Source organism: Tepidimonas sp. (assembly GCF_036824975.1).
Taxonomy (GTDB): domain Bacteria; phylum Pseudomonadota; class Gammaproteobacteria; order Burkholderiales; family Burkholderiaceae_C; genus Tepidimonas.
The window spans coordinates 1-17,561 of the sequence record NZ_DAISZC010000006.1 but is presented as its reverse complement, the minus strand read 5'-3'; the positions used below and the strand labels follow the sequence as shown (position 1 = coordinate 17,561).

Annotated in this window: 14 protein-coding genes and 1 pseudogene; 7 read left to right on the top strand and 8 right to left on the bottom strand. The window is 69.3% G+C overall.

The window, feature by feature from the left end; translation table 11 throughout:
* Nucleotides 1–91 precede the first annotated feature (91 nt).
* The 4 genes from V7Z54_RS01595 to V7Z54_RS01580 form a co-directional block, all read right to left on the bottom strand.
* Complete coding sequence (locus V7Z54_RS01595) at nucleotides 92–760, bottom strand: 7-cyano-7-deazaguanine/7-aminomethyl-7-deazaguanine transporter (protein WP_334133856.1); 669 nt, start codon at nucleotides 758–760, stop codon at nucleotides 92–94.
* Between the two features lie 216 nt (nucleotides 761–976).
* Entirely contained in the window at nucleotides 977–2,275 is a 1,299-nt protein-coding gene (locus V7Z54_RS01590) for an FAD/NAD(P)-binding oxidoreductase (RefSeq protein ID WP_334133855.1), read from the bottom strand.
* A gap of 279 nt (nucleotides 2,276–2,554) precedes the next feature.
* On the bottom strand, nucleotides 2,555–3,967 hold the full coding sequence (radA, locus tag V7Z54_RS01585; RefSeq protein WP_334133854.1) for a DNA repair protein RadA: 1,413 nt from the start codon (nucleotides 3,965–3,967) through the stop codon (nucleotides 2,555–2,557).
* Between the two features lie 80 nt (nucleotides 3,968–4,047).
* Entirely contained in the window at nucleotides 4,048–4,656 is a 609-nt protein-coding gene (locus tag V7Z54_RS01580) for a YqiA/YcfP family alpha/beta fold hydrolase (protein ID WP_334133853.1), read from the bottom strand.
* Between the two features lie 111 nt (nucleotides 4,657–4,767).
* On the opposite strand from V7Z54_RS01580, the gene rodA reads away from it, so the two are divergent.
* The 4 genes from rodA to V7Z54_RS01560 all read left to right on the top strand — a co-directional run bounded on the left by rodA (nucleotide 4,768) and on the right by V7Z54_RS01560 (nucleotide 9,393).
* A complete protein-coding gene (gene rodA / locus V7Z54_RS01575; RefSeq protein WP_334133851.1) occupies nucleotides 4,768–5,925 on the top strand; it encodes a rod shape-determining protein RodA in 1,158 nt (385 codons plus the stop codon).
* Between the two features lie 154 nt (nucleotides 5,926–6,079).
* Nucleotides 6,080–7,549, top strand: a complete 1,470-nt coding sequence (gene tldD / locus V7Z54_RS01570) for a metalloprotease TldD (protein ID WP_334133849.1) — start codon at nucleotides 6,080–6,082, stop codon at nucleotides 7,547–7,549.
* 273 nt (nucleotides 7,550–7,822) lie between these two features.
* Nucleotides 7,823–8,959, top strand: coding sequence for a 3-deoxy-7-phosphoheptulonate synthase (locus V7Z54_RS01565; protein WP_334133847.1), 1,137 nt, complete (start codon nucleotides 7,823–7,825; stop codon nucleotides 8,957–8,959).
* A 113-nt stretch (nucleotides 8,960–9,072) separates the two neighbouring features.
* Nucleotides 9,073–9,393: a hypothetical protein gene (locus V7Z54_RS01560; RefSeq protein ID WP_334133845.1), complete on the top strand. Its 321-nt coding sequence runs from the start codon at nucleotides 9,073–9,075 to the stop codon at nucleotides 9,391–9,393.
* Between the two features lie 13 nt (nucleotides 9,394–9,406).
* Here V7Z54_RS01560 and mpl read toward each other — a convergent pair whose 3' ends face one another.
* Nucleotides 9,407–10,840, bottom strand: a complete 1,434-nt coding sequence (gene mpl / locus V7Z54_RS01555; RefSeq protein ID WP_334133844.1) for a UDP-N-acetylmuramate:L-alanyl-gamma-D-glutamyl-meso-diaminopimelate ligase — start codon at nucleotides 10,838–10,840, stop codon at nucleotides 9,407–9,409.
* Between the two features lie 50 nt (nucleotides 10,841–10,890).
* Between mpl and V7Z54_RS01550 the strand changes: the two genes are divergently transcribed.
* Nucleotides 10,891–11,508 carry a hypothetical protein gene (locus V7Z54_RS01550; protein ID WP_334133843.1) on the top strand — a complete coding sequence of 206 codons (618 nt, stop codon included), beginning with the start codon at nucleotides 10,891–10,893 and terminating at the stop codon, nucleotides 11,506–11,508.
* Complete coding sequence (locus V7Z54_RS01545; RefSeq protein WP_334133842.1) at nucleotides 11,508–12,035, top strand: TlpA family protein disulfide reductase; 528 nt, start codon at nucleotides 11,508–11,510, stop codon at nucleotides 12,033–12,035. Before V7Z54_RS01550 ends, V7Z54_RS01545 begins: the two co-directional genes overlap by 1 nt.
* A gap of 35 nt (nucleotides 12,036–12,070) precedes the next feature.
* Here the strand turns inward: V7Z54_RS01545 and V7Z54_RS01540 are convergent, their stop codons facing one another.
* The 3 genes and pseudogenes from V7Z54_RS01540 to V7Z54_RS01530 all read right to left on the bottom strand — a co-directional run bounded on the left by V7Z54_RS01540 (nucleotide 12,071) and on the right by V7Z54_RS01530 (nucleotide 15,794).
* A complete protein-coding gene (locus tag V7Z54_RS01540; protein WP_334133895.1) occupies nucleotides 12,071–13,693 on the bottom strand; it encodes a putative bifunctional diguanylate cyclase/phosphodiesterase in 1,623 nt (540 codons plus the stop codon).
* A 143-nt stretch (nucleotides 13,694–13,836) separates the two neighbouring features.
* Nucleotides 13,837–14,508: pseudogene (locus tag V7Z54_RS01535) on the bottom strand (PAS domain-containing protein); the annotation flags it as partial.
* The gene (locus tag V7Z54_RS01530; protein ID WP_334133840.1) at nucleotides 14,505–15,794 is read right to left on the bottom strand and encodes an HD-GYP domain-containing protein; all 1,290 of its coding nucleotides are present in this window, start codon (nucleotides 15,792–15,794) and stop codon (nucleotides 14,505–14,507) included. The pseudogene V7Z54_RS01535 and the gene V7Z54_RS01530, both read right to left, overlap by 4 nt.
* A 207-nt stretch (nucleotides 15,795–16,001) precedes the next feature.
* On the opposite strand from V7Z54_RS01530, the gene V7Z54_RS01525 reads away from it, so the two are divergent.
* Nucleotides 16,002–17,210, top strand: coding sequence for an HD-GYP domain-containing protein (locus V7Z54_RS01525; protein WP_334133838.1), 1,209 nt, complete (start codon nucleotides 16,002–16,004; stop codon nucleotides 17,208–17,210).
* Nucleotides 17,211–17,561 lie beyond the last annotated feature (351 nt).

The window sequence follows — 17,561 nt, the reverse complement described above, 5'->3', positions numbered from 1 at the left end:
CGTCCGCGCCGACTGCGGCCCACCGCGGGCCACACGACGGGTGGCGGTCAGACGCCCAAGTGTACCCAGTCGGGCCGCCTGCAGGGTCGAGTTACGCCGCGCGCACCGGCAGCGGGGCCGGCAGCTGACGCAGCAGTGCCTTCAGCGCCGCGCCGTACAGCGGCAGCAGTGCCACCAGGCTGAAGGCCAGCTTGGTCGCGTAGTCCACCCACGCGATGCCCACCCAGTGCTCGGCCATGAAGGCGTCGCTGCTGCGCCAGAACGCCACCGAGAAGAACACGAAGGTATCGATCAGGCTGCCGATTATGGTGGAGGCAGCCGGCGCCACCCACCACGCGGGCAGCCGGCGCAGGCGCGCAAACACCGCGATGTCAGCGAGCTGCCCCACCGCGTAGGCGATGAAGCTGGCCAGCGCGATGCGGAACACAAACGTGTTGAACTCGCCCAGCGCCGCCCAGCCGTTGAAGCGGCCCTCAAAAAACAGCACCGACACCACATAAGAGGCCAACAACGCCGGCAGCATCACGCGCGCCACCACCTGGCGCGCTGCCGTGGGGCCCACCAGTCGCACCGTCAGGTCGGTAATCACAAACACCAACGGAAAGGTAAACGCCCCCCACGTGGTGTGCACGCCGGCCAGCTCGAAGGGCAGCTGGACCAGGTAGTTGCTGGCGATGATGATGAGGATGTGCAAGGCCACCAGCAGGGGTAGCCCCATCCAAGCCGGCCGCGTGGCGGCCGCAGGGGAGGCAGAAGACATGGCAAGTCCTTTTTTTTGATGCGATGGGGTGAGGGAACCCATCCGGATGAAGCTTAATAATTGTAGCGTCTACTGCCGGTTCGTTCAGACAGCGCACGTTACCGTAGAGAAGAGAAAGAGCGCCCCGTCCATCCCACGCCCGTGTGCAGCGCAGCTCAAGCGCAAGCCGATGCATCGTCCGGCCGCATGCGCCCCCCATCTGCGCGCAGCGATGGCTTAACCCAGCATCGTGCGCCACATGCCCCGCGCCCAGCTCCACGACGCGCTGCCAGAACGTTCGCTGGGTTGCGGGTCGACCGAGAAGCGCAGCTTGGGGGCTTCGCCCGGCAGCATCGTTGTCACCACGTTGACGTTAATGGCGGTGTTGTGCGAGGCAGCTGCCCAGCAGATGCCCAGCGGCAGTTCGATCTCGCTGCTGGCCGTCGGTGCGGCCTCGCCACGCACGCGGCGCGCGATCTCCTCGCCCACTTGGCGGCCTTGGCCGAACGCAACCTGGCCGCTCTTGGGCTGCGGGCTGCCCTGCGCGTCACCAATGACGAAGATGCGCTCGTCGGCCTTGGCCTGGAAATTCGGCAGCTGTACATCGGCCCAGCGCTCGCCCAGGCCGCTTTGCCGGATCAGCGCGTGGGCGCGCATCGGCAGCACCAGATTGGCGTGGTCGAAGCGCAGTTCCCCGTCGCCCGTGACGAGCACGCGGCGCGCACCGTCGACCGCGCGCAGGTCCACGTTGGGGCGATACTCCAGCACGTCGGCGTAGCCACGCAGCGCGCCCAGGATTGGCTGCGCGGTCGGCGCGGGGGTGGGCGCCGGGTTGGCGTCCAGCACGAGCACGCGCCCGCGGGTGCCGCGCTTGCGCACCTGCTCGGCGATCAGCATCGCGCGTTCATACGGGGCCGGTGGGCAGCGGTAGGGGGGCTTGGGCGTGCTGATGACGAACGTGCCGCCCTGTTCGAGAAAGCGGTCCACCTGCGCTCGTACGGCCGGGTGCTCGAAAGCACGAAAGCCCACGGGCAGCTGTTCGCGGGCAGCGGCGTATCCGGGCAGCGTCTCCTCCATGTATTCGACACCGGGTGACAGCACCAGGTAGTCGTAGCGCAGTCGGCTGCCGCCGGCCAGCACCACTTCGCGCCGCTCGCGCTCGATGGCCCGCACGCGGTCGCGCACGCGCCGCACGCCGGGCAGCGCGTCGACGCGCTGGTAGCCGTGCACCAGCTCATCCATCATGCCGTGTCCCGCTACATAGTGTCCGCTCATCGGGCACGACATGAAGCGGTCGTTGGGTTCGATGAGGGTGATGTCGGCCAGCTCGGCGCGTGCGAGCTGACGAACCGCGCCCAACCCACCCCAGCCCGCCCCCACCACGACCACCTGGGCGCGTGCACGGGGCGCCATTGCAGCGCAGCCGGCCAGCCACATCGCCGTGCCGGCGGCCGCGCCCAGGCGCAGGACACGTCGGCGACCGGCAAAGCCGGCGTGCATGCCGCTGAGTAGGGGAGCGTGGAGATTGCGGTTCACGGGTGGGGTCCTCCTGGGTACGGGGCGGCGGGTCGCCGGCGCAGCGGATACACCTGCGGCGACACCGCTACCGGTATGGGCATCGCCGTTGTCATTGTGGGTGAGTAAGTCCATGCAGGCCATAATGGTTTTCCCGCATGCGCCAGCGCTCGTGGGTCCGAAAACAGGTGCCGACAAGTGCCCTTCGGCGGCAAGGGGCCGCGGTTGCCCGCTGCACTGCGGCACATACGGGCAGCTCCCGTCTCTGGCCCGGTGGGTGCTGCGGTGACACGGCGCCTGCTACCACGCCCGCACGATATCGAGCGCTTGCTCGACGCGCTCTACCGGCTGCACTTGCAGCGTATCCAGCAGTTCGCGGGTGGGCGCATCGGGCTTGCGCGGCAGGTTGGCCGCGGGGATGAGCGCGAAGCGAAAGCCCAGCTTGGCCGCCTCGCGCAGCCGCTCCAGCCCGCGCGGTGCGGGCCGCACCTCGCCGGCCAGCCCCACTTCGCCAAAGGTCACGAAGCGCGGCGGCAGCGGCCGGCCGCGCAGCGACGACTGAATGGCCAGCAGCACCGCCAGGTCGGCCGCCGGCTCGCCGATGCGCACGCCCCCCACGGCGTTGACGAACACGTCCTGGTCGGCGCACGCCACGCCGGCGTGACGGTGCAGCACCGCCAGCAGCATGGCCAGCCGGTCGCGCTCCAGCCCTACCGACAGGCGCCGCGGCGCCACCCCGCCGCCATCGACCAGCGCCTGGATCTCGACCAGCAGCGGGCGTGTGCCCTCCAGCGTCACCAGCACGCAGCTGCCTGCCACCGGCTGCGCGTGCTGGCTCAGAAACAGCGCACTGGGGTTATTGACGCCCTTGAGGCCGCGCTCCGTCATCGCAAAGACGCCCATCTCGTTGACGGCGCCGAAGCGGTTTTTGATGGCGCGCACCAGGCGGAAGCTGCTGTGCGTGTCACCTTCGAAGTACAGCACGGTATCCACCATGTGCTCCAGCACGCGCGGGCCGGCCAGCGCCCCTTCCTTGGTGACGTGGCCCACCAGCACCAGTGTGGTGCCGGCCTGGCCGTTGGCCCCCCCGGCCTTGGCCAGCCGCGTCAGGTGCGCGGCGCATTCGCGCACCTGCGCCACTGATCCCGGTGCCGAACTGAGCTGCTCGGTGTAGACGGTCTGGATGGAATCGATCACTGCCACGGCCGGGCGCTCGCGCTCCAGCGTGGCCAGGATGCGCTCGAGCTGGATTTCGGCCAGCACGGGTACCTGGCTGTCGTGCAGGCCCAGCCGGCGCGCGCGCAGCGCCACCTGCGCGCCGCTTTCCTCGCCGGTGACGTACAGCGTCGGCAGCCCGCTGCGCTGCAGCGCATCGAGCGCCTGCAGCAACAACGTGGACTTGCCAATGCCAGGGTCGCCGCCGATGAGCACCACCGCCCCCGCAACGATGCCGCCGCCGAGCACACGGTCCAGTTCGGGTAGGCCGGTGGGGGTGCGCTGTACGTCTGTCGCTTCGATGTCGGCCAGGCGCGCCAGCGCCCCGCCGCTGGCCAGTCCCTGCCGCAGGGCGCTCATCCGGTGTTTGCCCGCCGCAGGCTCGGGGGCCGATTCCACCAGCGTGTTCCAAGCCCCGCAGTGCGGGCAGCGGCCCAGCCAGCGCGGTGAGCTGCCGCCGCAGTCGCTGCACAGATAAAAAGTCTTGTCCTTAGCCATAGCGGTTGCGTTGCAGCGACACGGTTACCGGCGCTGATGCACAGGGCGACGGCGGCGTGAGTGCGTCGGCCAAGCCGACTTCAGGCAAGCTGCAGGTGCGCCAGTATCGCCTCCAGATGGTCGACAAAGTCGGACAGCGCGTGGTCGCTGCCGGGCACGATACGCTGCACGCTGCCGGGGTAGCGCGCCACCATCTCGCGCCAGTCCAGCACCTCGTCGCCGGTGGCGGCCACCAGCAGCACGCGCTCGGGGTAGGGCAGCGGCCCTACCGCCAGCGCGCGCAGCTCATCAACGTATTCGGGGCGAAAAAAGAAACGCTCGCTGGGGTCATGCCAGGCGGTGTGCTCGCCAATATACCGGGCTAAGTCGCGAGCCGGATCCACCGCGGGATTGAGCAGCACCGCCCGGCAGCCGGTCAGCGCCGCCAGCCGCGTGGCGTAGTACCCGCCCAGCGAGGAGCCCACCACGCCCATGCGCTCGCGCGGCCAGTCGGCCACGCTGCGCTCGATCAGCGTCCAGGCCGCGGCGGGTGACGGCGGCAGCTGAGGGCAACACCAGGTCACGCGCGGGTGCTGCGCTGCCAAGCGCTGCGCCATGATCTGCGCCTTGGTCGAGCGCGGCGACGAACGAAAGCCGTGCAGGTACAGCAGATGGGTGACACGGGGCCGTGCTGGGTCGGTGCCCTCCACCTGCCTTGGGCTGTCTGCTGCCCGATGCGAACTGGGGTCGGCGGTGACAGACGCAGCGGGACCGGCGTGGGGTGTAGCGGTGACCATGGCACACAGCATAATCCAAGCCTCATGGCCGTCGTCCTGCAAAAGCCGCCGTTGCGCGCCCGTCTGGCCCCGCTGGTGCGCGGCTACGACGCGCCCTTTTTGCTGGCGGTGGCGCTGCTGGCGCTGATCGGCCAGGTGGTGATGTACTCGGTGGCCTACGACATCCCGGGGCGCTTTGCTGACCATCTGCGCAACCTGCTGATTGCCGCCGGCGTCATGCTGGTGGTGTCGCAGATTCCGCCGCAGCGGCTGCAGGCGCTGGCCGTGCCGGCCTACGTCGCGGGTGTGCTGCTGCTGGTGGCGGTGGCGCTGTTTGGCGTCACGCGCAAGGGGGCGCAGCGCTGGCTGGACCTGGGTGTGCTGACCATTCAGCCCAGCGAGATCATGAAAATCGCCATGCCGCTCATGCTGGCGTGGTGGTTCCAGCGCTGCGAGGGGCGGCTGCAGGTGCGCGACTTTGTGGTGGCCGCGGCGCTACTGGCGTTGCCGGTGGGCCTGATCCTAAAGCAGCCCGATTTGGGCACAGCGCTGCTGGTGCTGGCCTCGGGCCTGTTCGTGATCTATTTTGCGGGTCTGAGCTGGAAGCTGATCGTGCCGCTGCTGCTGCTGGGCGCAGCCGCAGTGGCGACGCTGGTGGTGATGGAGCCGCAGTGGTGCGCGCCGGGCGTGGATTGGGTGGTGCTGCACGAATACCAGCGTCAGCGCGTCTGTACCTTGCTCGATCCGATGCGTGATCCGCTCGGCAAGGGCTTTCACATCCTGCAGGGGCTCATTGCCATTGGCTCAGGTGGCTTGTGGGGTAAGGGCTTCAGGCAGGGCACGCAGACGCACCTGGACTTTGTGCCGGAGCGCAGCACCGACTTCATCTTCGCCGCGTTCGCCGAAGAGTTTGGCTTCGTGGGTGTGCTGGGGCTGCTGGCTGCCTATACCTACTTCATCGTGCGTGGCCTGCTGCTGGCCACCCATGCCTCCACACTGTTCGGGCGGCTGCTGGCGGGTGCGCTGATTCTGGTGCAATTCGTCTATGCCTTTGTCAACATGGGCATGGTCAGCGGCATCCTGCCCGTGGTAGGGGTGCCCTTGCCGTTTCTCAGTTACGGCGGCACGGCCATGGTGACGCTGGGTGCCAGCCTGGGCATGATGCTGTCGGTGGGGCGACACAAACGACTGATGCCCACTTGAACTACCGGTTGGCGTGGTCCGGCCGACCCGGTGCGGCTGGCGTGGGGGTGGCGATGCGCAGCGCGCGCTTGCCCGAGGCGGCGCGATCCCCCGCGGCTCGGGGGCCTTGGGCCTTGCGGGGGCAGGGCTGTGGCTTCCTTCCTACAATGCGGCCATGATCGCCGTTGAACCGACCCTCGAGCGCCTGGCTACGGCGCGTTCGTTGCTGCTCGAACCCTACGGGCTCGATGAGGCCCACTTGCGCCGGGCGCTTAGCCTCATCATGGCACCGGGCGTCGATGACGCGGATCTGTACTTCCAGTACACCCGCAGCGAAGGCTGGAGTCTGGAGGAGGGCATCGTCAAGACCGGCAGCTTCAGCATCGACCAAGGGGTGGGCGTGCGTGCCGTCAGCGGCGACAAGACCGCGTTTGCCTATTCCGACGACCTGTCGTGGTTGGCGCTGCGCGAGGCGGCTGAAAGCGTGCGCGCCATTGGCCGCCAGGGCGGCAGCCAGAGCGTGCCGCTGCGTCGGCGCCGGCGAGCGACGGTGGCGGCGTCACGGCGGCTGTATGCCGCGCACGACCCCATCGGCACGCTGGACAGCGCCGCCAAGGTGGCACTGCTGGAGCGGCTGGAGCGCATGGCGCGCGCGCGCGACCCGCGCATCGTGCAGGTGATGGCCGGGCTGGCGGCGGAGTATGACGTGGTGCTGGTGGCGCGTGCCGACGGGGTGCTGGCGGCCGACGTGCGGCCCCTGGTGCGGCTGTCGCTGACGGTGATTGCGCAGCAGGGCCAGCGGCGTGAGGTGGGGTCTTCCGGCGGTGGCGGGCGCGTCGGGCTGGATCACTTCGATGACGCGCTGCTGACGCACTACGTGGACGAGGCGGTGCAGGCGGCGCTGACCAATCTGGAGTCACGCCCGGCGCCGGCCGGCGAGATGACGGTGGTGCTGGGCCCCGGCTGGCCAGGCGTGCTGCTGCACGAAGCGGTGGGCCACGGGTTGGAGGGCGACTTCAACCGCAAGGGGTCGAGCGCCTTTGCCGGTCGCATTGGCCAGCGCGTCGCGGCCAAAGGGGTAACGGTGTTGGACGACGGCACGCTCGAGGCACGCCGCGGCTCGCTCAACATCGACGACGAAGGCTGCGCCACGCAGCGCAACGTGCTCATCGAAGATGGCATTCTGCGCGGCTACATGCAGGATCGGCTCAATGCGCGCCTCATGGGCGTGGCACCCACCGGCAACGGCCGACGCGAAAGCTACGCGCATCTGCCCATGCCACGCATGACCAATACCTACATGCTGGCCGGCGAGCACGATCCGCAGGAGATCCTAGCCAGCGTGCGCCGCGGGCTGTACGCCACGCAGTTTGGCGGCGGGCAGGTGGATATCACCAGCGGCAAGTTCGTGTTTTCGGCCAGCAGCGCGTGGTGGGTGGAAAATGGCCGGCCGCTGTATCCGGTCAAGGGTGCCACCATCATCGGCAACGGCCCCGATGCGCTCAAGCGCGTGGTGATGATCGGCAACGACTTGGCGCTGGACAGCGGTGTGGGCACCTGCGGCAAAGAGGGCCAGAGCGTGCCGGTGGGTGTGGGGCAGCCAACGCTGCGCATCGACGGCTTGACGGTGGGCGGCACCGCGTAAAGGCGCAGCCCAGGGCCTCTGGCCGACACCGTTCGTTGCGCACGCGCAACGTCGCGGCGCGCGGTTGTCAGCGCCATGTCATGGGCCGTGTGCTACAGTTGGCGCCATGCGCAAGCAGTACGGCTTTTACTTTGGCTACTTTTGGTTCTCACGCGTCACCGACGGCAGAGAGGACTGAAGTCGCCTAAGCGAAAGCCCCCTGAACTCGAAACCGTCGGTGAGCCCAACCGGCGGTTTTTTTTGTCTTGTTTCATCCCATCGAAGGAGCGTTTTATGAGCCCGAGCCCCGCCAAGGCCAGCAGCACCGACGTCTGGTATCCGCGCCCGGCCGACCGCACCAGCCAGACCGACGATCAACGCATCGAGGACATTACCGTGCTGCCGCCGCCCGAGCACCTGATCCGCTTCTTCCCGATCCGGGGCACCGCGATCGAAAAGCTCATCACCCACACGCGCCGCGCCATCCACCAGATCCTGCACGGTAAGGACGACCGGCTGCTGGTGATCATCGGTCCGTGTTCCATTCACGACCCGGCGGCGGCGATGGAGTATGCGCGGCTGCTCAAAGCGCAGCGTGATCGCTTTGCCGACACGCTGGAGGTGGTGATGCGCGTCTACTTCGAAAAGCCCCGCACCACTGTGGGCTGGAAGGGACTGATCAACGACCCGTACCTGGACGAGAGCTTCCGCATCGACGAGGGGCTGCGCATCGCGCGCCAGCTACTCATCGAGATCAACCGCCTGGGGCTGCCGGCGGCCAGTGAGTTTTTGGACGTCATCAGCCCGCAGTACATCGCTGATCTCATCTCGTGGGGGGCGATAGGCGCGCGCACCACCGAAAGCCAGGTGCATCGCGAGCTGGCGTCAGGGCTGTCGGCACCGATCGGTTTCAAGAACGGCACCGACGGCAACATCCGCATCGCCACCGACGCCATTTTGGCCGCCAGCCGGGCGCACCACTTCCTGTCGGTGCACAAGAACGGCCAGGTGGCCATCGTGCGCACCAAGGGCAATGCGGATTGCCACGTCATTTTGCGAGGGGGCAAGTTGCCTAACTACGACGCGCAGAGCGTGGCGATTGCGTGTCGCCAGCTGGCCGAGGCCAAGCTGCCGCCGCGCCTGATGGTGGACTGCAGCCACGGCAACAGCCAGAAGCAGCACGAGCGTCAGGTAGACGTGGCGCGCGACATTGCCGGGCAGATCGCCGCCGGCTCGACGCAGATCTTTGGCGTGATGGTCGAAAGTCACCTGAAAGCGGGCACGCAGAAATTTACGCCCGGCAAGGACGACCCGGCCCAGCTGGAGTATGGGCGCAGCATCACCGATGCCTGCATCGACTGGGAGCAATCGGTGCAGGTGCTGCAGATGCTCAGCGACGCGGTGGTGGCGCGGCGCCGGCAGCGCGGCTGAGGGGCGGGTGGCAGGGGCGGCCGCGCACGCTGCCGCCAGCGCGCTGTCGGTGTAGCATTGGCGGCGTGCGGGTGCGACCGCCCGCGCCCGACCCGTCGCCACGAAAGTCCACCATGCGCAGCCAAGTCATCGTCCATTTCGGACCCGACCGCGAATACCGCTTCGACCTCGACGAGGTGCAGCCGATGCCGCACGACCTGGCGCGGCAGTGGCTCGATCAGCAATTCACCGAACTGGGCTGCGAGCCGCTGCGTCTGTCGGGCAAGGTGCTCACCGCCGACAAGCTGCTGGCCATCGCGCTGGCGGTGGGAGACGAGCGCTTCACAGCGCCGGCTCATCGGCCGTGGGCCATGGTGTACGCGCGCGCCGCCGCCAGCCTGCTGGCCAAGCCGGTGATCCGCGTCGATGTGCCGGCGCTGACCGTGGGCTACTGAGCGGGGCGGGCGCTCACGGCACGGGAGCTGCCGTGCGGGCGCGCAGCGCCGCCAGCAGCCGCTCGTGCACACCGCCGAACGCCCCGTTGCTCATGCACAGCAGGTGGTCGCCGGGGCGCACCGCCGCCATCACCTGGGCCACCAGGGTGTCGATGTCCGGCGCCACCTGCGCCCGTGGCCCCAGCGGAGCGAGTGCCGCAGCGGCATCCCAGTCCAGACCACCGGCGTGGCAAAACGCCAGCCCCGCACCCTGCAGCGCCCACGGCAGCTGCTCCTTCATTGTGCCCAGCTTCATGGTGTTGGAGCGCGGCTCGAAGATCGCCACGATGCGCTCAGCCGTGCGGCCTTCACGGTCCAGCCGGCGGCGCAGGCCGTCCACCGTAGTGCGAATGGCGGTGGGGTGGTGGGCGAAGTCGTCGTACACGGTGACGGCGCCACCGGGCAGGGTGACGGTGCCGCGCACCTCCAGCCGCCGGCGCACGCTGGCAAACGACGCCAGTGCCTCGGCCGCCGCCGCTGCCGGCACGCCAACGTGTTCGGCCGCCGCGATGGCCGCCAGCGCGTTGAGCTGGTTATGCACCCCGGCCAACGCCCAGCGCACACGCGCTACCTCCACGCCGTGGCGCAGTACCGCAAAGTCCTCCGGCGGGCCGTCGGCCACGTAGTCGCTGTTGGCCGCGCCAAAGGTGCGCAGTTCACTCCACAGACCGCGGTGCAGCACGCGCGCGACGCTGTCCTCCAGCGCGTTGGCGATCACACGCCCGCTGCCGGGCACGGTGCGCAACAGGTGATGAAACTGGCGCTCGATGGCGGCCAGATCATCGAAGATGTCGGCGTGGTCGAACTCCAGGTTGTTCAGCACCGCGGTGCGCGGCCGGTAATGCACGAACTTGCTGCGCTTGTCGAAGAACGCGGTGTCGTACTCGTCGGCCTCGATCACGAACGGGGTGCGCACATCGTCGGTGGGCAGCCGCCCCAGCCGGGCCGAGACGCCAAAATTCAGCGGCACTCCGCCGACCAGGAATCCCGGCGCCAGCCCCGCCTGCTCCAGGATCCACGCCAGCATCGCGGTGGTGGTGGTTTTGCCGTGGGTGCCGGCCACGGCCACTACGTGGCGGCCATGCAGCACGTGTTCGGCTAGCCACTGCGGGCCGCTGGTGTAGCGAGCGCCCGCATCCAGGATCGCTTCCATCAGCGGGAACTTCGGCGTGCCGTCGGGCAGCCGCGCGCGGCTGACCACGTTGCCCACCACGAACATATCGGGTTGCAGCGCCATTTGCTGCGCGGCGTAACCCTCGATCAGTTCGATGCCCAGCGCGCGCAGCTGCTCGCTCATCGGCGGGTATACGCCTGCGTCGCAACCGGTGACGCGGTGCCCGGCTTCGCGCGCCAGCGCCGCCACGCCCCCCATGAAAGTGCCGCCAATGCCCAGGATGTGGATATGCATGTCCGGCATTATCGGGGCAGGCCGCGGCCGAATCGGGGACAATTCCGCCCATGGTAGATGAGGCGGTGCGCGAATGGGCGGCGGTGGCGGCGGCCCTGATGGTGGACGATGGCTGGCCGGCGGCGCGCGCGCTGCAACGTGCGCGTGAGCAGCTCGGGCTGCCCGCGCGCACGCGCGCGCCAGACGCAGCCCTGCTCGACAGCGCCGTGCGCGAGCATCTGGCGCTGTTTCATGCCGACACCCAGCCGGCTGAGCTGCACGCGCTGCGCCAGACCGCACTGCATTGGATGGAACGTCTGGCGGCGTTCGAGCCGCTGCTGGGCGGCGCGGTATGGCACGGCACCGCCACGCGCCGCAGCGACATCCATCTGCAGCTGTTTAGCGACGACCCGAAGGCGGTGGAGATCGCCCTGATCGATGCCGGGCTGGCGTACGACGCGCAGCAGGCGCGCGGCCCGCTGGGCGGCGACGTGTCGGTGCTGACGCTGGGTGTCGCATGCCCTGAGCTGGACGAGATCGTGGGACTGCACCTGTGGGTGAACGACCGCCGGGCGCAGCGGGGTGCGCGCCTGCCCGATGCGCTGGGACGCGTGCCGCGCGGCTCGGCGGCCGAGGTGCGCGCGCGGCTGGCTGCCGACGGCCCAACCACGTCCGCGGAGGAACACTGATGCAACGGCGACAGCTGTGGACGGTGGCAGTGGCCGCAGCGGCTGCTACCTTGGGGGCCGCGGTGGCGATATGGCGCCTGATGCCGCGCGCGCCGGCGCCCGGTGCCGCGGACGCGCTGTGGGCGCAGCGCTGGCAGCGGCCCGAGGGCGGGGAACTGCGCGCGGCCGACTTCCGTGGGCGGCTGCTGCTGATCAACTTTTGGGCCACCTGGTGTCCGCCCTGCATCGAGGAGCTGCCGCTGCTGGAGCGCTTCTGGCAGGAACAGCGGGCGCGTGGCTGGACGGTGCTGGGCCTGGCCATCGATCAGCCCAGTGCGGTGCGGCAGTTTTTGCAGCGCCAGCCGCTGACCTTTCCGATCGCACTGGCGGGGTGGGGTGGCACCGAGCTGGGGCGGCAGCTGGGCAATGAACGCGGCGGGCTGCCGTTTACGGTGGTGATCGATCGCGAAGGTCGCATCGCGCAGCGCAAGCTCGGACAGGTCAAGCCCGATGAATTGCGCCAGTGGGCGACCGCGCTCGGCGGCTGAGCGCCGCCAAGGAGCCAAGGATACGGTTTGCCGGGTCAGGGGTGATCGGCTTCGCAGCGGGGCTCAAGCTCAGCCGCACGCTGGTCCAGCCAGTCGGCTAGCGCCTGTGGCGGCAGCGCGCGCTCGAACAGGAAGCCCTGGCAGTGGTCGCATCCCAGCGCCTGCAGGCGTTGCAGCTGCTCGGCGCGCTCCACCCCCTCGGCCACCACCTCCATGCGCAGCGCGTGCCCCATCTGCACGATGGCCGCGACGATCGCCGCGTCCACCTCGTCCTCGGGCATTGCGGCAATGAAGCTGCGGTCGATCTTGAGCCGGTGCAGGGGAAAGCGCTTCAGATACGTCAGGCTGGAGTAGCCGGTGCCGAAATCGTCCAGCGACAGCTCCACCCCCAGCTGCGCCAGCGCCTGCAGTTTGGCCAGCGCCTCCTCGGCGTCGCGGATCAGGATCGACTCCGTCAGTTCCAGCTCCAGCAGGTGCGCCGGCAGGCCGCTGTCGCGCAGCGCCTCGGCCACATCCTGCACGAACTGCGGCCGGGCGAACTGCAGCGCCGAGACGTTGACCGCCACTTGCAGCGGGCGGCCTGCCGAGCGCCACTGCGCGGCCTGGGCCACGGCGCGGCGCAGCACCCAATGGCCGAGGTCGGCGATCAGGCCCGTCTCCTCGGCCACGCCGATGAAAGTGCCGGGCATGACCAGCCCATGCCCCGGCCGCTGCCAGCGCAGCAACGCCTCGCAGGCCGGCACCGCGCGCTGGCGTAAGTCGATGCGCGGCTGAAAGTGCAGCACGAACTCGTCGCGCTGCAGGCCTTCGCGCATCGCGTGGTCCATCTGCACCCGCTGCAGCAGGTCGGCGTTCATCTGCGGCTGGTAGAACCGGTAGTGGCCCTTGCCTCGCTCCTTGACCTGATACATCGCCGTGTCGGCGCTCTGGATCAGTTCGTCCAGCGAGGCACCGTCGTCGGGGTACATGGCGATGCCGATGCTGGCCGACAGCGTGAACTGCATCTGGTCGATCGTCACCGGGTGGGCCACGGCGGCGATCAGGCGCTGCGCGGCGCGCGCAGCGGCCTCGCGGTCGGCGCCGTGCAGGTGCACCACGAATTCGTCGCCGCCCAGCCGCGCCAGCGTGTCGGTCTGGCGCAGGCAGCGCTGCAGTCGTGCCGCGATCTCGACCAGCACGCGGTCGCCGAACATGTGCCCGAGCGAGTCGTTGATGCTCTTGAAGCGGTCGAGGTCCAGGAACAGCAGGGCAAAGCGCTCGCCGCTGCGTTGCGCCACGCAGATGGCGTGGGCAACGCGTTCCCCCAGCAGCAGCCGGTTGGGCAGTCCGGTCAGCGGATCGGTGTAGGCCAGCTGTTCGATGCGGCGCTGCGCCTCCAGCTTCTCCGACAGATCCTTGGCAAACAGCACCGTGTTCAGCGGCTGGCCGGCACTGTCGCGCAGCAGCACCCACGACACCAGCAGCGCCACCGCCGCAGCCCGGGGCCGGCGCAGCCACAGCTCGCCTTCCCAGTAGCCCCGCTCGAGCAGCGCGGAGCCGGCTTCGCTCTCCCAGCCCGGGCGGTTGGGAACCGACAGCAGGGCCTCGACCGGCTGTCCCTGCAGCTCGTCGTGCTCGTGTTCGGCCAGCCGCAGCGCGGCCGGGTTGCAGGCGACGATGCGGTGCTGCGGATCGGTGACGACGATGGCGTCCAGGCTGCCTCGAAGACCTTGGCCGCCAGCCGCAGCTTGGCGTCGATGGCGGCCTGCTCGGTGATGTCGCGGTAGACATAAATGCGGCCGATCGGACGCCCGCGCGCCAACTGTGGGCGCGAGGTCCGCTCCAGCAGCCGGCCGGTGCGCAGGGGCACCAGGTCGTGCGCCTCGCGCAGCGGTGTGCGCTGCAGTTCCTGCAGCCGCGCCTGGAATGCGCCTGCATCGGTCACCCGCGTTGCCAGGTGTTGCCATACGCCCTGCTCGTCGCTGTCGGTCAGCAGCCCGTCCGGCAGATCCCACAGACGGGCGAAGGCGGGATTAAAGGCCCGGATGCGCCCGTCCAAGTCGCACACCAAAATGCCATCCGAGGCCGACTCCAGCACCGAGCGCAGCTCGGCCAACAGGGTCTCGAGCTGCTGGTGCGTCGCCTGCCATTCGGCCAGGTTCTGCATCGCCACCAGCACCACGGGCTCGCTGCCCACCGGATGCACCGGCCCCACGCGGCGCTGCACGCGCAGCACGCTGCCATCGGCACGCCTCACCGTGGTTTCGGAATCCAGTGTCTGCTCGATGCCGGCGCGCCACTCCGCCCAGTACACCTCGTCCTGGGGGTCAGCGATCCAGTCGAGCACCGCGCTGCCGACCAAGACCTCACGCGCCACGCCAAGCAGTTGACTGGCGGCGCTGTTGGCCGAAAGAATGCGCAGCGTCTGCGGATCGACTACCCACACCGCTTCCAGCAGTCCCTCGGTCACCGGCGCCCAGTGCAGGTAGCTCATGGGTGGACTCCTGTTGGCGCCGCGATGCCTTCGGCACGCAGGGCTCGCTCGAAAAAGTAGCAGTAGCGCGGGCGCGGATCGAGGTAGTCGAGGGCCGCGCGCGGGAGCTGGTCGGCGCGCAGGCTGCGCTGGATCGATAGCTCCGGCTGTGCCTGCAGGTCAAGCAGCAGCGCCTCGCTGGGGGGAGTGTGCGGGTCGTGCACCAGCACCCGGGGCTTGAGCGGGCGCGACGCGTTGCAAGCCTGCACCAGCGCGTAACGACCATCGCTGAGCTGCACGATCGAGCCCGGCGGATACACCCCCAGCAGGCGGATGAACGCCGCCAGTGTGGCGGCGTCGAACCGCGCCTTGTGCACCGCATACAGCCGCGCCAGCGCCTCGTGTGGCGTGAAGGCGCGCGCCGGATTGGGCGGATTGCACAGCCCGTCGTAGCGATTGACCAGCGCCACGATGTGCGCCAGGCGGCCGATGCGCTGGCCACTGAGCGCCGCGGGGAAACCGCTGCCGTCGGCCGCCTCGTGGTGTTGGGCAATCGCCTCGACCACTGCCGCCTCCAGCCCCATCGTCCGCGCCAGTTCGGCCCCGTGGACGACGTGCTCCTCGTAAGCTTTGAGCTGAGCTGGCGTGAATCCAGCATCCTTGTGACGTACCGGCTCGGGCAGGCGCACCTTACCCATGTCGTGCAGCAGGGCGGCCAGTCCCAGCGCACGCAGCGCCGCCTCGTCCAGGCCCAACGCCCGCCCCAGCAGCAGCGACAGCACGGCCACGTTCATGGCGTGTTGCCCGGCGCGATCGCCCTGGATGTCGGACAGCAGGCGAATCGCCGTTTCGCCATGACCACCGATGGCGTCCACCATGCCGCCGATCAACTCGCGTGCGATGGCGCCGGCGGCTTCGGGCGCGCGTTCGACCTGGTCGAATGCGGCGCGCACCTGGCGCGTGCCTTCGTGATACTGCCGCTCACAGCGCAGCAGGGCCTGACGCTGCTGCAGCAGGGCCTGGGTACGGGCATCGGTGGCCTGTGCCGCGCCGGCCGGGGCCTGGGGGCCGGCCGCCGCTGCAGAGGCGTCCGGGGCCGTGCCTTCCTGTGGGGGGAACTCACTGCGCGCGGGATCGACGCGCACGCGCGTCAGCCCCAGGTTGCGGATGGTCTCGATCTGGTGCGGTGAGCTGATGCGGAAGTTGCTGCGCGGGAACGGGTGGTCCATCCAGCCCAGATCCAACAGCACGAAATGGCCGACGCGCAGCTGCTCGACGGGGATGACGGGCAGCGCGACGTCAGTCATGACGGGGGGTGGGTGCGATGATGGACATGTGTGGATTATCTCAGCGAACACCGCCGCGGCCAACGGCTGCCTGCCGGTTGCTGGCTTGGCAGCACCGATCGCCCATTCCCGTCGCACCCCGCATGGTCGATGTTGCCACCCGCGGGGCTGCGGCGGCTGCGCGCCGGGGCTGGCGGCGTTACAGTACAAGGCTTGAGGACGTAGCCGATGTTCGTGCCCCTGCCCGTCGAGGAGCTGGCCCTGGGTGAGCCCCTGCCCGTGGACATTTACGATGGCCGCGGGCAGCTGCTGCTGCGCAAAGGGCAGGCGATCCGCGACGCGCGCCACCGCGACTGGATCGCGATGCACCGGCCCACGGTACGGCGCGAGGACTTTCAGGCGTGGACCTACCGCTACAACGCCGCCATCGACCGCGCGCTGCGCGACAACCGGTCGCTGGAGGCGATTGCCAGTGTCGGGCGACCGATGGGGGTGGAGGCGGACGACGACGATACCCCCGATGTGCTGCCGCTGAGCGACATCTGGGCCGACTTGCACGCCGGCCTGATGCTGCTGCTGCATCAGGGCGAGCACGGGCAGGACTTTCTGGGCCGTTTCCAGCAGCTGGAGCGGCGGTTCGAGGCCGTGGTGCAGCCGCGGATCGACCCCAGTGTGTTCGTGCTGGTGCAAATGCTGTATGAGCGCCCGCTGGGCTACAGCGCCACGCATGCCTGGCTGTGCGCGCTGCTGGCGGGCGAGGTGGCTGCCTCGCTGGGTTGGCCGGTCCAGCGGCAGCGCAGCCTGCGGCGCGCCGCGATGACGATGAACCTGGGGATGGGGCGCCTGCACGACGATCTGGCGCGGCAGGATGCGCCCCTGAGCGCCGAGCAGCGGCACGCGGTGCGCGAGCACCCGCTGCGGGGTGAGGTGATCCTGCGCCGGCTGGGGGTGCAGGATCCGCTGTGGCTGGAGCTGGTGCGTGATCACCACGAGCGCGCCGGTGGCCTGGGCTACCCGCACGGGCGCACGCAGGTCTCGGCGCCGGCGCAGCTGTTGCAGCTGGTCGATGTTTATGTGGCACGGCTCAGCCCGCGCCACAGCCGCCCCGGCCTGCCGGCGCCACAGGCGGCGCGCGACGTCTACATGGACGCCAGTGGCATGCCTACCCCGCTGGGTACTGCGCTGATCCAGGCGGTTGGCCTCTATCTGCCTGGCAGCTACGTGCAACTGGCCAGCGGTGAAATCGGCGTCGTGGCGCGGCGTGGTCGGCGTGCACACACACCGCTGGTGTTCGCCATCGTGGGCCGCGACGGCCTGCCCAAGGGGGAAGCGCCGTTGCGCGACACCGCGCAAGCGCCCTATGCGGTGCGCCGCGCCGTCGGCGCGGATGCGGTCAAGGTCAGAATCCCGTTGGCGCGGCTGCTGGCGCGCTTGTGATGAGCCGGGATCATCGCGCCCGCGCGGCGCCAACCGCTTGCTGCGCGGGGGACGATGCGCGCGCTGGCGCCGCTGGGATCCCGGCGGGTTCACTCGACATCCGCACCATCCGTACCGAAATGCATCAATGGCGACCGCCGTCGGTTGACTCAGGCGGCTTTCCGAGGGCTACAGGTCGGCACGCCGGTGCCGATCATCGACTGCAACAAGATGGCCGCTTCGGTGTCATTATTTACTGTTGGGCGCGCTGCCAATCTGCCGGGAAAAGCGGTAGGCGGCTGATGGTCAGCAACAAAACCTGGTCGGGGTGAGAGGATTCGAACCTCCGGCCTCTACGTCCCGAACGTAGCG

What these genes read in the sequence shown, in the direction of transcription:
- V7Z54_RS01595 (WP_334133856.1), bottom strand. Translation starts at nt 760, where the DNA reads ATGTCTTCTGCCTCCCCTGCGGCCGCCACGCGGCCGGCTTGGATGGGG.
- radA (WP_334133854.1), bottom strand. Translation starts at nt 3,967, where the DNA reads ATGGCTAAGGACAAGACTTTTTATCTGTGCAGCGACTGCGGCGGCAGC.
- rodA (WP_334133851.1), top strand. Translation starts at nt 4,768, where the DNA reads ATGGCCGTCGTCCTGCAAAAGCCGCCGTTGCGCGCCCGTCTGGCCCCG.
- tldD (WP_334133849.1), top strand. Translation starts at nt 6,080, where the DNA reads ATGATCGCCGTTGAACCGACCCTCGAGCGCCTGGCTACGGCGCGTTCG.
- V7Z54_RS01565 (WP_334133847.1), top strand. Translation starts at nt 7,823, where the DNA reads ATGAGCCCGAGCCCCGCCAAGGCCAGCAGCACCGACGTCTGGTATCCG.
- V7Z54_RS01560 (WP_334133845.1), top strand. Translation starts at nt 9,073, where the DNA reads ATGCGCAGCCAAGTCATCGTCCATTTCGGACCCGACCGCGAATACCGC.
- mpl (WP_334133844.1), bottom strand. Translation starts at nt 10,840, where the DNA reads ATGCATATCCACATCCTGGGCATTGGCGGCACTTTCATGGGGGGCGTG.
- V7Z54_RS01550 (WP_334133843.1), top strand. Translation starts at nt 10,891, where the DNA reads ATGGTAGATGAGGCGGTGCGCGAATGGGCGGCGGTGGCGGCGGCCCTG.
- V7Z54_RS01545 (WP_334133842.1), top strand. Translation starts at nt 11,508, where the DNA reads ATGCAACGGCGACAGCTGTGGACGGTGGCAGTGGCCGCAGCGGCTGCT.
- V7Z54_RS01530 (WP_334133840.1), bottom strand. Translation starts at nt 15,794, where the DNA reads ATGACTGACGTCGCGCTGCCCGTCATCCCCGTCGAGCAGCTGCGCGTC.
- V7Z54_RS01525 (WP_334133838.1), top strand. Translation starts at nt 16,002, where the DNA reads ATGTTCGTGCCCCTGCCCGTCGAGGAGCTGGCCCTGGGTGAGCCCCTG.